General features: G+C 71.0%; 10 protein-coding genes. 1 reads left to right on the top strand and 9 read right to left on the bottom strand.

Annotated elements, in window-relative coordinates:
• Window positions 1–30: 30 nt before the first annotated feature.
• From ACWEPF_RS13285 to ACWEPF_RS13245, 9 genes are all read right to left on the bottom strand, one after another.
• Entirely contained in the window at window positions 31–1104 is a 1074-nt protein-coding gene (locus ACWEPF_RS13285) for an ABC transporter ATP-binding protein (protein WP_345282170.1), read from the bottom strand.
• 17 nt (window positions 1105–1121) lie between these two features.
• Window positions 1122–2189, bottom strand: coding sequence for an ABC transporter ATP-binding protein (locus ACWEPF_RS13280; RefSeq protein WP_452172624.1), 1068 nt, complete (start codon window positions 2187–2189; stop codon window positions 1122–1124).
• 49 nt (window positions 2190–2238) lie between these two features.
• Window positions 2239–3219 carry an ABC transporter permease gene (locus ACWEPF_RS13275; protein WP_345282174.1) on the bottom strand — a complete coding sequence of 327 codons (981 nt, stop codon included), beginning with the start codon at window positions 3217–3219 and terminating at the stop codon, window positions 2239–2241.
• Between the two features lie 179 nt (window positions 3220–3398).
• Window positions 3399–5177: an ABC transporter substrate-binding protein gene (locus tag ACWEPF_RS13270; RefSeq protein ID WP_449798874.1), complete on the bottom strand. Its 1779-nt coding sequence runs from the start codon at window positions 5175–5177 to the stop codon at window positions 3399–3401.
• A gap of 107 nt (window positions 5178–5284) precedes the next feature.
• The gene (locus ACWEPF_RS13265; protein WP_345282179.1) at window positions 5285–6310 is read right to left on the bottom strand and encodes an ABC transporter permease; all 1026 of its coding nucleotides are present in this window, start codon (window positions 6308–6310) and stop codon (window positions 5285–5287) included.
• 550 nt (window positions 6311–6860) lie between these two features.
• On the bottom strand, window positions 6861–9173 hold the full coding sequence (locus tag ACWEPF_RS13260) for a peptidoglycan binding domain-containing protein (protein ID WP_452172623.1): 2313 nt from the start codon (window positions 9171–9173) through the stop codon (window positions 6861–6863).
• Between the two features lie 208 nt (window positions 9174–9381).
• Complete coding sequence (locus ACWEPF_RS13255; RefSeq protein ID WP_452172622.1) at window positions 9382–9843, bottom strand: DUF6113 family protein; 462 nt, start codon at window positions 9841–9843, stop codon at window positions 9382–9384.
• Window positions 9840–10733: an N-acetyl-1-D-myo-inositol-2-amino-2-deoxy-alpha-D-glucopyranoside deacetylase gene (gene mshB / locus ACWEPF_RS13250; protein ID WP_345282185.1), complete on the bottom strand. Its 894-nt coding sequence runs from the start codon at window positions 10731–10733 to the stop codon at window positions 9840–9842. The genes ACWEPF_RS13255 and mshB overlap by 4 nt, the downstream gene beginning before the upstream one ends.
• 58 nt (window positions 10734–10791) lie before the next feature.
• On the bottom strand, window positions 10792–10986 hold the full coding sequence (locus tag ACWEPF_RS13245; RefSeq protein WP_345282187.1) for a DUF2304 domain-containing protein: 195 nt from the start codon (window positions 10984–10986) through the stop codon (window positions 10792–10794).
• Window positions 10987–11229: 243 nt separating this feature from the next.
• Here ACWEPF_RS13245 and ACWEPF_RS13240 point away from each other — a divergent pair, with 243 nt between their 5' ends.
• Complete coding sequence (locus tag ACWEPF_RS13240; RefSeq protein ID WP_452172621.1) at window positions 11230–13347, top strand: alpha/beta fold hydrolase; 2118 nt, start codon at window positions 11230–11232, stop codon at window positions 13345–13347.
• Window positions 13348–13374 lie beyond the last annotated feature (27 nt).

The following is a 13374-nucleotide window of genomic DNA, read 5'->3' as shown; positions in this document are numbered from 1 at the left end:
CGGGGTGGGGGAGGGGCCCTTGGCGTGGGCTCAGAGTTCCTTGGCGGTGCGGGGCTCGGGCACCGAGGTGGAGCCCTCCTCCGGGAAGTGACAGGCCGTCAGGTGGCCGTCGACGTTGCCGGAGAGCTGGACCAGCGGGGGCTCCTCCGTCGCGCACTTGTCCTGCGCCTTCCAGCAACGGGTGCGGAAGCGGCAGCCGGACGGCGGGTTGATCGGCGACGGGACGTCACCGACCAGCCGGATGCGCTCGCGGACGTCGTCCGGGTCGGCCTCCGGGACGGCGGAGAGCAGCGCGTGGGTGTACGGGTGCCGGGGGCTCTCGTACAGCGACTTGCGGTCCGCGATCTCGACGATCTTGCCCAGGTACATCACCGCGACGCGCTGCGAGAAGTGCCGGACGATCGAGAGGTCGTGCGCGATGAACAGGAAGGAGATGCCCAGTTCCTTCTGCAGCTGCTGCAGCAGGTTGACGACCTGGGCCTGGATCGAGACGTCGAGCGCGGAGACCGGCTCGTCGGCCACGATCAGCTTCGGGTTCAGCGAGAGCGCGCGGGCCACGCCGATGCGCTGGCGCTGGCCGCCGGAGAACTCGTGCGGGAAGCGGTTGTAGTGCTCCGGGTTGAGACCGACGGTCTCCAGCAGCTCCTGGACCCGGCGCTGCACGCCGCCGGCCGGCTCGATCCCGTTGATCTCCATCGGCGCGCCGATGATGGCGCCGACCGTCTGACGCGGGTTCAGCGAGGAGTACGGGTCCTGGAAGATCATCTGGATGTCGGACCGGATCGGCGCCATGTCCCTGCGGCTGGCGTGGGCGATCTCCTGGCCCTGGTACTTGATGCTTCCGCCGGTGGGCTCCAGCAGCCGGGTGACCAGCCGGCCCAGGGTCGACTTGCCGCAGCCGGACTCGCCGACCAGGCCGACCGACTCGTTGGCGTGCACGGTCAGGTCGATGCCGTCCACCGCGTGCACGGCGCCGACCTTGCGCTTGATCAGGAAGCCGCCGTGGACCGGGAAGTGCTTCTCCAGGCCCTTGATCTCCAGCAGCGGCGTGCCGGTCGGGGCGGCGGTGCCCTCGGGCTTGTCGAGGGTGATCTGGTCGCTCATGTGATTCGCCGTCCCGTTCAGCCGAGCCGCGGCTGGATCTGGTTGATGAAGATGTCCTGCTTCTGCGCCGGGGCGAGGTGGCAGGCGGTGGCGTGGCCGGTGGCGGGGGCGAGCGCGGGACGCTCGCTGGTGCACTTGCCGCCGGTGACCTGCTCCCGGTGGTCGCAGCGCGGGTTGAACGGGCAGCCCGTCGGGAGGTTGATGAGGCTCGGCGGGGTGCCGCGGACCGGGGTCAGCGGGACGTCCAGCGGGCCGCTCAGGCTCGGCATCGAGGACAGCAGGCCCCAGGTGTAGGGGTGCTGAGGGGCCTTCAGAACCTCGCGCACGGTGCCGCGCTCGACCGCCCGGCCGGCGTACATGACCATCACGTCGTGGGCGGTCTGGGCGACCACGCCGAGGTCGTGGGTGATCATGATGATCGCGGTGCCGAACTCCTGCTGGAGGTCCTTCAGCAGGTCCAGGATCTGGGCCTGGACGGTCACGTCGAGCGCCGTGGTCGGCTCGTCCGCGATCAGCAGGTCGGGGTCGCAGACCAGCGACATGGCGATCATCGCGCGCTGGCGCATGCCGCCCGAGAACTGGTGCGGGTAGTCGTCCACCCGGGTGGTCGGCTGCGGGATGCCGACCTTGGTCAGCATCTCGATGGCGCGGTCCCGCGCCTCCTTCTTGCTGGCCCCGGTGTGCTTGCGGAACACCTCGCCGATCTGCCGGCCGATGGTGTAGTACGGCGACAGCGCGGTCAGCGGGTCCTGGAAGATCATCGCCATCTTGTTGCCGCGCAGCGGCTCCAGCTGACGGTTGGTCATCCCCACCAGCTCGTCGTCGCCCAGCCGGATCGAGCCCGTGATGGTGGTGACGGCCGGGTTGTGCAGCCCGAGGATCGCCAGGTTGGTGACGGACTTGCCGGAGCCGGACTCACCGACGATGCCGAGGGTGGTGCCCTTCTCGACCTCGAAGGAGAGGCCGTCCACCGCGTTGACGATGCCGTCCTCGGTCTTGAACCTGACCGCGAGGTCACGGACCGAGAGGAAGGCGGAGCTGTCGCTCCGGTCGGCGGCGGCCTGGGGCTTGGCCTGGGTGGTCACGGGCGTACTCCTCGTGGGGTCGTGCGGTGCTCGGAGCGGTTCATGGCGCTCATGCGAGACGGATCCGGGGGTCGATGAGGGCGTACACGGCGTCCACGATGATGTTGAAGAAGACGATCAGTGCGGCTGCCACCACGACCACCGCCATCAGCATCGGCAGGTCGTTGTCGACGACCGCCGCGATGGACAGCTTGCCGATGCCGTGGATGTTGAAGGTGGTCTCGGTGATGATCGCGCCACCGAGCAGCGAGCCCAGGTCCAGGCCGAGGATGGTGACGATCTGGGCCATCGCACCGCGCCAGGCGAAGCGCATGAAGACGGTGCGGCCGGACATGCCCTTGGCCCGTGCGGTCCGCACGTGCTCCTCGGTGAGCTGCTCGATCATCGAGGAACGGGTCATGCGGGTGTAGTTGGCGGTGAAGATCAGGGCCAGCACCAGCCAGGCCAGCAGCAGACCGGAGAACCACTCGCCGATGCCGTCACTGAAGTTGTTGTAGTGAGGCTGGGTGAAGATCTGGTTCTTGAACACCAGGAAGTACATCGCCACGGTGCCGATGAAGTAGATCTGCATCGAGGAGAAGAACAGCGAGATGGAGCTCGCGGCCTTGTCGATGATGGTGCCCTGCTTGTGCGCGGCCAGCATGCCGGCGCCCACGCCCACGATCAGGAAGACGACCACAGCGCCCAGGGTGAGCGAGATGGTGGCCGGGAAGCGGTCCAGGATGGTGCCGAGCACCGGCTCCTTGTTCGCGAAGGAGTAGCCGAGGCACGGTGCCGCGCAGGCACCGAAGGCGGCGTAGTCGCGGCCGGCGAAGATGCCGACCAGCCAGTGCCAGTACTGGGCCGGAACCGACTCGTTCATCCCGAGGTTGACCTTGATCTGCGCCAGGGTGCTCGCGTCACAGGTCTTGCCGCAGAAGGACCGGGCGGGGTCGGCCGGGACCGCGTAGAAGAGGAAGAAGGTGATGGCGCTGATGATCAATAGGATCACAGCCGCACCTAGTGTCCGGCGCACGAGGAAGCGGAACATGGGAGCGGGATCTCCTGATCGCATGTCACGCCTGGTCCGCACGGGGGGTGTTCGGCGGCCGGCGTGGTGGGGCGGGCTGGGGCTGTGGTACTTCGCGCCATCCGTCTGGGTGGCTGTGGTGCCCGCCGCCGCGCTGGGCGGCGGCGGGCACCACGGGGGTACTACCGGTCAGGCGGTGATCACTGCTTCACGAACACGTCGTTCGGGGAGATGATCTTGCCCAGCGCGTCGTAGGTCGCGCCACCGATCTTGGAGCCGTGCAGGATGTAGAACTTCTCCTGGATGCCGGGGATCAGGGCGGCCTTCTCCATGATCTTCTTGTCCAGGGCGCCCCACGCCTTGTTCTGCTCGTTCAGGTCGGCCAGGTCGAGGATCCGGTCGATCTCGGCGTTGACCTCGGGGTCGTTGAAGTTGGCGTAGTTGTTCGAGCCGTCCTGGATCAGGCGGCCGTCGAACAGCACCGGGAGGACGGTGGAGGCGTTCGGCCAGTCGGCGCCCCAGCCACCCCAGAAGACGTCGAACTGCTTGTCGACCTTGGAGATCTCGTCGTACCAGGTCTTGGTGTCGATCGGCTTGAGGACGACCTCGAAGCCGGCCTTCTTCAGCGCGTCCTCGATGACGACCGAGACCTTCTGCTGGTTCGGCGTGTTGTTGTACGCGTAGACGATCTTGTAGTTCTCCTTGCCCGCTTCCTTCAGCAGGGCCTTGGACTTCTCCGGGTCACCGGTCGGCTTCTCCTTCTTGCCGAACAGGTCGTAGTCCTGGAAGCCGGCGACCGACGGGTTCAGCAGGGTGGTGGAGTAGGTGCCGGTGGCCGGGCCACCCTCCGTGGTGCGGATCTGCTGGTGCGGCCACGCGTAGTTGAGGGCCTGGCGGACCTTGAGGTCCGTGACCTTCTTGTTGTTGATGTAGTAGTAGTCGGCGTAGGGGCTCTCGCCCTTGACCAGACGGTCCTTCACCGAGGCGTCGTCGAGCACCTTCTGGAGGCGGTCGCCGGCCACGCCGGAGTAGAACGACATGGTGTTGACGTCCTCGCCCTTGTCGGCGGCGAGGAGCTTGTCGGTGGCCGGGATGGCCTGGTAGCCGAACTCGAAGTTCCACTTGTCCGGGTAGGCGTGGCGGATCGGGTCCGTCTTCGCGTCCCAGTTGGTGTTCCGCTCGAGGCTCAGCGACTTGTCGGTGACCCGGTTGACGATCTTGTACGGGCCGGAGGAGACCGGCTTCTTGTCGTACTCCTCCTTGGTGTCACCCTTCTGGGAGACGACACCGTAGGTGGTCATCGCCATCGCGTAGTTGAAGTCGGCGTGCGGCTTCGCGAACTTGAAGACGATGGTCTTCTCGTCCGGGGTGGTGACGTTGTCGAGGTGCTTGCCGTCGTACGGGCCGGCGTAGGCCTTGCGGTAGTCCTCCTCGGTCAGCCAGCGCTGGACGTAGGTCGCGCCCTGGGTGATGAAGGGGGCGAAGGAGCGCTCGATCGAGTGCTTGACGTCAGCGGAGGTGATGGCGTCGCCGGTCTCCCACTTGACGCCGTCCTTCAGCTTGAAGGTCCAGGTCTTGCCGCCGTCGCTCGCGACACCGGTGTCGGTGGCGAGGTCACCGACCAGCTTGACGGTGTTGCCCTCCTGCTTGTAGCCGGTGAGGCCACGGGTGATCAGCAGGGAGAAGTTGGAGCCGGTGTTGGAGTACACCTGGGCCGGGTCGAGGTGCTCGTAGTCGTCACGCTCGATGTTCTTGACCGTGCCACCGGCCTTGGCGCCCTCGACCGGCTTGGCCGGGCCCTGGGAGTCCGCGGCGGTGCCGACCACGATGTTCGGGTGCTCGTTGAACTTCGACGGGGAGGCCGAGGCCTTGTCGCCGCTCTTGGTGCCACCGCCACCGCCGCTGGAGCAGGCGGTGAGGGTCAGGGTGCCGACGGCCACGACTGCTGCGGCCGCCTGGAGGGTCTTGCGAGAAATCATGTCGTCCTGCCTGTCGGTTAACCGGCTGGTCAGCACGGCCGCGGCGGCTGCCGAGGTGTGCGGTTGCTCAACTTTTTGGGAGTGTTCAGCGCCTGGGCGACGCTGCGTCAGCGCTTGGTCTTCGGGTCGAGTGCATCCCGGACCGAGTCCCCGAGGAGGTTGAAGGCGAGCACGAAGATCACCAGCGAAGCCCCGGGGAAGATCAGATAGGTGATGTCGTCCTGGTAGACGTCGGTGCCGGCCGCGATCATCCGGCCCCAGTCGGGGGTCGGCTCGATGATGCCGACGCCGAGGAAGGAGAGTGCGGCCTCGGCGGTCACCAGGGCGGGGAGGGAGAGCGTGGCCTGGATCAGGATCGGCGTCCACAGGTTGGGGAGCAGTTCCTTGAAGATGATCCGGAACGGCGAGGCACCGGTGACCCGGGCCGCCTCGACGAACTCGCGCTCCCGGAAGGCCAGCGCGGTGCCGCGGATCAGCCGGGCCAGGCCGGCCCAGCCGAAGATCACCAGGACGGCCACCAGCACCACGGCGCGGGCGAAGGACGGGATGTTCTCGTCCGGCTTGTAGAAGGCCGCGAACAGCACCGGGGTGAAGGCGATGAAGAACAGGGTGGACGGGAAGGCCAGCAGCACGTCGATCACCCGGCCGACGAAGTAGTCGGTCTTGCCACCGAGGTAGCCGGCCGCCACGCCGATGACGGCGCCGATCGCGGTGGACAGCAGGGTCGCGATCAGGGCGATCAGCAGCGAGGTGCGGATGCCGTAGACCAGCTGCATGAGGACGTCACGGCCGAGCTTCGGCTCCAGGCCGAACCAGAAGTCACCGCTCATGCCGCCGTTCGCACCGAGCGGGAAGCCGAAGTCGTTCAGCAGGCTCGGGTCGTCCTGGCCGTACAGGGTGTACGGGTCCTTGCCGTAGACCATCGAGATCAGCGGGGCGCACAGCGCCACCAGGACGAAGAACGCCACGATGAACGCCGAGACCACGCCGGTGCGGTCGCGCTTGAAGCGACGCCAGCTGATGGTCCTCGGGGACAGGCCCTTGAACGTCGTGGCCGACGTCGCGGTCGGCGCGATGGTGTCGGCCGTCCCTACGGTGTCGGCCTCGGCCGTGGCCTTGGTGGGGTTAGTCATGGTGCTGGAGCTCCCGCCCGGGGTGTAGCGGCTGCAAAAAGGTGATCGCACGGACTCTTGCAAGTCGTTTATCGAACGTCAAGAGTTCCCCAGTTGCTGGCCGTGCATTTCTTGCTTCGTGTTGGAATGTCAACCACTTCGTAGTTCCAGACACCTTGACAAGCGCTCAGCGATACGGCCTAAAACGGACATATCGTTACAACCGACGTTCACGCGTCCGTAACCCGAGCTTCGCAACTCCGGTATCAGGACGGACCGTTCCCCTGTTCGAGCATGTGATGCGCGTAGACCCACTGTCCGTTTTGGTTGCTCTGCCCTCGAATGTCCAGTGCAATTGCATGTCCGATAATCGGACGCTACCGCTTTGTTGAGGGCTACGGGGAATTTGGGGTCCAACGGCCCAAATCAGCGCGGGGTGTTGTCACGCACCGTTGCTGGCAAATTCACGCCACTGGCGAGTTTTCGCCGCAGCGGCCGGGGGCCGGAAATGCGACGGGGCCGGCACCGGATCATCCGGTACCGGCCCCGCGCCGGCTCAACTGGCCCCCGCTCAGGCGAACTTGTAGGTCCGGTCCTTGGCGGTGGTCTTGTCGATCACCGAGGCGATACCGTCCGCGACGTCCTGGGCGGTGATGGCCACCGAGGTGCCGCCCTTCTTGGTCTTCACCTTGTCGAAGGTGCCGTTCAGTGACTCCTCCAGCCTGGCCAGGTCCCAGCTGAGCGCCATCTTGCCGGAGGCGTCCGGGGCCAGCGTGAGGGCCTTGGCGGCGGTGGCCTTCCCGAAGGTCCAGGTCTTGCCGCCGGCCTGCACCGTGACGTTCCCCGCCAGCACCTGCTTGCCGAGGCCGTCGGCGGCCGCCTGGAGGGCCTCGGGGGAGACCTTGGGCTGGGCGGCCGTCACCGGCACCGCGAGCTCCGCGTCGGGCTGTCCGGCGGCCCTGGCGCGGTAGGCCTGCTCGACCTTGTCCATCGCGGCGGCGGCGTCCACGGCCTGCCCGGCCCGGCCGGGCACGACCTCGGTCTTGCCGTCCGTGGTGAAGCGGACCGTGCCCTCCTGGAGCCCCTGGCTGGTCTTGGCGCCGAGGCCCTCCAGGGCGGCCTTCAGCTTGGACCGGTCCACCTTCACCTGGGGCTGCACGGCCTTGCTGCCGCCGGCCAGCGAGCCGATCACCTCGACCGGGTTGTAGGTGTGGTCGGTCAGCCCGTCCACCGTCGCGGTGGTGTCGAAGGCCAGGCCGGCGGTCACCGGGTCGAGCTCCACGGTCTGGTCGCCGAGCTTGAGCTTGAGCGGCTTCTGGCCGGTCTTCGCCACCGAGGAGTCCAGCGCCGTCACCGCCTGGTCGCGGGTGTACCCGCCGATGTCGGTGCCCAGCACCGTGGTGCCCCGGGGGATGTCGGCCTGATTGAGCATCAGGCCGGTGCCGTACGCGGCGGCGCCGGCGAACAGCAGACCGCCGACGGCGTAGGTGGCGAGCTTCCCGGCCTTGCCGCGCGGGGCCGGTGCGGGCTCGGCCGCCTTGGGCTTGGCCGCGGCCTTGGGCTTCGCGGCCTCCTGGGCCGGTGCCTCCTCGGCCTCGGCAGCCCCGGGGCCCTGGGCGGCGGGGGTGGTGCCGAACGGGTCGGCGGCGGGACCGCCGCCGGGGCGGGCGGCGCCGCGCGGGCCGGTCGGGCGGTTGCCCGGGAACGGCTCGGCGGGCTCGTACGGGACGTTGGCGAAGCGCCCCTCGGGGCGGGCCGCCGACGGGGCGTCAGGCCCGCCCGGCTGTCCGGCGGGACGGCTGCCGAAGGGGTCGGCGGGGGCGCCGAACGGGTCCTGCGGCACGGCCTGGCCCGGCTGTCCGGCCCGGCCCGGCCCGGCCGCGAACGGGTCGGTCCCGAACGGGTCCGCCGGGGCGAACGGGTCCGCCTGGCCGTACGGCGAGGCCGGGGCGGCGGGCGCACCGGCGGCCGGGCCGGCGGCTATGGCGGCCTCGCCGGCCGCGTAGGCGTCGAAGTCGTCCCGGACCGGGTCGAAGCCGCCGATCCGGGTGTCCTCCGGCTCGCCCTGCGGGCGCGGACCGCCGGCCGGCGGAGCCGCGTACGGGTCGTTGGCGTAGGGGTCGTTCGCGTACGGCGAGCCCCCTCCGGGGTGCCGCGCGGCGAACGGGTCGTCAGCACGCGGGGCGCCGACGGCTCCAGGACCCGCGAAGGGGTCGGCCTGGGCGAAGGGATCGGTCGGCGCGAAGGGGTCGGCAGGGGCGAACGGCGAGGCCGGCGCGCCGGACGGGGTGGGGTGCGCGCCGCCCGGTGCGGCCTGGGGTGCGGACGGGCGTGCGGCCGGGCGGGGGGCGCCCGCCTCCGGCCCGGGCGCTCCGGCGGCCACCGGGGCGGGAGCGCCCTTCTGGCGGGGCCGGAACCACTCGCCGGTGGACTCGCCGTCCACCGGCGCGGGGGCGGCCTCCTGGCGCCACTCCGGCGGGAGGTTCGGCGGGGTCCCGGCGGGGGCGGCCGCGTCCACCACGCCCAGGACGGGGGAGGAAGGGGTGGCCGAGCGGTGCCGGGGCCCGCCGGGCGCCTCGGGCGCGGCAGCGGCGGCGGGTTCGCTCTTCACCGTGCTGCGCATCACCACGGGCGGGATCGGCCGGGAGCCCGGGATGTTGATCCGGACCCGGGTGGTCAGGGTGGTCTCGGTCCTGGGGGTGTCCTCGCCCTCGCCCGGGCCCGCCTGGGCGGCCGCGGGCTGACCGGGCGTCACGCCGAACGGGTCGGCGGCGCCGAAGCCGCCCGGGACGCCGGTGCCGTAGGGCGGGGTGCCCGACGGGTAGGCGTCCGGCCCGGTGTGCCGGGGCGACGGGTTCGCGCTGTCAGGTTCGCGGCTGCTCAATGCTGCTCTGCTCCGGGTTCGCGGCCCGCTCGTGTGGGACGTGCGGTCGCGGGTTGTGGGACCTCGGCCCGGCCGAGTGACCCTCCGACACCAGTTGCGCAGGCGTACGTCGAACCGCCTGTCGCGGCACCACCATACTGTGCGGTTCCGCGGACAGGTCGGGCATCTCCGGCAGAGGGTGCGGCCCGGAGGGTGCCCTGACGTGCCGTCACGGGTTCAGCAGACCGAAGCCGCCCCGGGTCGGGAGGGTCGCGCAGACCACTCCGGAGACCGCGCCGAGGAAGAGGTAGGCGTAGGAGGTGAAGGAGGCGGCGAGCACGAAGTCGCCCTCCGGGCGGGGGGCCATCAGCACCAGCAGCACCAGGAACCAGCCCACCAGCGGCGCCCCGGCCCCCAGCTTGGTGCCGGTCACCCGCAGGCCGCCGTAGAAGACCGCCCAGGTGGCGGCCAGCGCCAGCAGCAGACCGGCCGGCGGCCAGAGCGCCTGCACGAAGCAGCCGGTCAGCGAGACCGCGGCCCCGAGAAGCAGCAGCACCAGGTAGGCCACCACCCGGATGCCGCGCGGCGGCTGAGCCTCCGCCAGCCGCCCGCTGCGGCTGCCGAACACCTTGGCGGGCAGGCTCCGGGCGGACCGGGCCCCGGTGGTGGTGGTCTCGGCCGTGCCGCTCATCGCTGGACCTCCAGACCGGCGAACAGGTCGGTCTCCGGCCGCTCGGGTCCGGGCTCGCCGCGGACCAGCTGGTAGTACTCGGTGGCCACCAGCGGCTGACCGAGGTCGTTGCTGAGGGCGAACCACTCGCCCTTGACGGTGATCTGGGTGGCGTGCGCCGCCATCGCGGCCGCCTTCGCCCCGGCGTGCGCCGTCCCGTCGAGCACGGTGGTGACCACCTCGGGGTCGACCACCCCGGGCACGTCGCCCGGCTCGGCCACCCCGGGGAAGGGGCCGGCGGCGGCCACGGCGGCCAGCCCGGCCTCGATCACCGGGCGGGGCATCCGGTTCCAGTACACCTTCGCGATCCGCCAGGCCGGGCCCAGCTCGGGGCGCCAGCCGGGATCGGCGGCCAACTCGTGGGCCCGCATCGCGACCTGATGGGCCTTGACGTGGTCGGGGTGCCCGTAGCCGCCCTGCTCGTCGTAGGTGACCAGCACCTGCGGCCGGACCTCCCGGACCACCGCGACCAGGTGCCCGGCCGCCTCGTCCAGGTCGGCCCGCCAGAAGCAGTCCGGCCGGTCGTTCTCCGGCAGGCCCATCATCCCGGAGTCCCGGTAGCGGCCCGGGCCGCCCAGGAAGCGGTGGTCGGTGACGCCCAGCTCGCGCATGGCGGCGGCCAGTTCACCGATCCGGTACTCGCCGAGCCGGTCGGTCCGGTCCGCGGTCAGCTCCGCCAGCTCCGGCGGGATCACCTCGCCGCCCTCGCCGAGGGTGCAGGTCACCAGCGTGACCCCGGCCCCCTCGGCGGCGTACCGGGCCATGGTGGTGCCGTTCCCGATCGACTCGTCGTCGGGGTGCGCGTGCACCAGCAGCAGCCGGCGCTCGGGCCGGTCGGAGGCAGCGGTCATGCCGCGAAGCCTACCGATCGCCACCCGTACGCCGGTGCAGCCGACCGGCGACGGGCCCTCAGAGCTTCAGGCCGTTGATCATCCCGGCCACGTTGCTGGTGACCTGCTGGATCGACGGGGCGATCGAGCTGGAGGCGAGGTAGAAGCCGAGCAGTGCGCAGACGATCGCGTGTGCCAGCTTCAGGCCCGACCGGCGGATCAGCACCACCACGATGACCAGCATCAGCACGGCTGCGGAGATGGACAGAGCCATCAGGCTCACACCCTTTCTCGGGTGTGCCGCCCCGGGGACAGGACGGCAGGGGACGTGATGACTCAAGGGATACCCGATCGGTGAGCGCTGCATTACTTTCCGTGAGTCCGCATGGCTGCGCGCGGAGCCCCAAGATCGGCATCCGGGCCGGTGGGAGCGGCCCGCGAGCCGCTTGACGGCAGGTCACGGGCGCTGCGCCGAACGGGTGATGACGGTCGTTCGTGGGGCCTTAGAGTTCGTGCCATGAGCACTGAAACCTTCCCCCGGCAGTACGCGCGCACCCAGCGGTTCACGGTCGGCGCCCCCCGGTCGTTCGCCGTCGCACCGGACGGTTCCCGGGTGGTCTTCCTGCGTTCCCGGGGCGGTGCCGAGCGCGCCAACCTGCTCTGGACCCTCGACCCGGCCACCGGCGCGGAGCGGGTCGCCGCCGACCCGGTGGAGCTGCTCGGCGGCGGCGAGGAGAGCCTCTCGGCGGCGGAGAAGGCCCGCCGCGAGCGCAGCCGGGAGGGTTCGGCGGGCATCGTCGGCTACGCCCTGGACGGTTCCGGCTCGCTGGCGGCCTTCGCGCTCTCCGGCCGCCTCTTCGCGGTGGACCTGGCCGGCGGCGGGGCGCCGCGCGAGCTGCCCGCCGAGGGCCCGGTGCTGGACCCGCGACCCTCGCCGGACGGCTCCCTGGTGGCGTACGCGAACACCGCCGGCGAGCTGCGGGTGACCGCTGCCGACGGCAGCGGGGACCGCGCGCTGGCCACCCCCGAGCGGGACGGGGTGACGTGGGGTCAGGCCGAGTTCATCGCGCAGGAGGAGATGGACCGGGACCGCGGCTTCTGGTGGTCCCCGTCCGGTGACCGGCTGCTGGCCGCCCGGGCCGACGAGGCCCCGGTGGCCCGCTGGTGGATCGCCGACCCCGCCAACCCGGACGTCGTCCCGGCCGAGGTGGCCTACCCCCGGGCCGGCACCGCCAACGCCGAGGTCGGCCTGTGGCTGCTCGACCTGGACGGCGGCCGCACCCGGGTCGGCTGGGACGGCGCCGAGGAGCCGTACCTGGCCCGGGTGCACTGGTCCGGCAGCGCCCTCACCCTGCTGGTGCAGGCCCGCCACCAGCGCACCCAGCGCTACCTGACCGTCGATCAGGCCACCGGCGCCACCACCACCGAGCTGGCCGAGCGGGACGAGGTCTGGCTCGACCTGTTCGCCGGCTCCCCGTCCCGGACGGCCGACGGCCGCCTGGTGCGGATCGCCGACCAGGACGGCGTCCGGGTCCTGGTGGCCGGCGACTTGACGTTGTCCGACGCGCGACTGCACGTACGTTCGGTGCTCTCGGTGGCGGAGACCATCCTCTTCACCGCCTCCGGGGGCCCCGCCGACGACTCGGCGGAGCCCGGCTGGATCGGCACCTTCGAGGTCGCCCCCGACGGCACCGGCCTCACCCGGCTCGGCACGGCCGGGGTGGTCTCGGCCGTCCGCGGCGGCGACGTCACGGTGCTGCTCTCCGCCGACACCTCCTGGAACGGCGCCCGGGCCGAGGTGCTGCGCGGCGGCGCGACGGTGGCCACCGTCGCCTCGTACGCGGAGACCCCGGTGATCACCGCCCGGCCCGAGTTCGTCTTCGCCGGGGAGCGCCGGATCCCGTGCGCGGTCTTCCTGCCGACCGGCTACGACCGGGAGCGGGACGGCCTGCTGCCCGTGCTGATGGACCCGTACGGGGGCCCGCACGGCCAGCGGGTGGCGCAGTCGCAGAACCCGCACCTGACCTCGCAGTGGTTCGCCGACCAGGGCTTCGCGGTGGTCGTGGCGGACGGCCGGGGCACCCCCGGCCGCAGCCCGGAGTGGGAGAAGGCGATCGCCTTCGACTTCGCCGGGGCCACCCTGGAGGACCAGGTGGACGCGGTGCGGGCGCTCGCCGGCACGTACCCGCTGGACCTCGGCCGGGTCGGCATCCGCGGCTGGTCCTACGGCGGCTACCTGGCCGCCCTCGCGGTGCTGCGCCGCCCGGACGTCTTCCACGCCGCCGTCTCCGGCGCCCCGGTGACGGACTGGAAGCTCTACGACACCCACTACACCGAGCGCTACCTCGGTCACCCCGACGAGCGCCCCGGGGTGTACGAGGCCAACACCCTGACCGGCGACGCGGCGAAGCTGGAGCGCCCGCTGCTGCTGGTGCACGGCCTGGCCGACGACAACGTGGTGGCCGCGCACACCCTGCGGCTCTCCTCCGCCCTGCTGGCCGCGGGCCGCCCGCACGTCGTGCTGCCGCTCTCCGGGGTCACCCACATGACCCCGCAGGAGGAGGTCGCGGAGAACCTCATGCTGTTCCAGGTCGCCTTCCTGCACGAACAGCTCAGCCTGAAGAAGTCCCTCTGACGGACGTGACGGACCGTCGGGTGTCCG

The organism is Kitasatospora sp. NPDC004289, from assembly GCF_053602875.1.
This window is presented reverse-complemented; position numbering and strand designations above follow the sequence as displayed.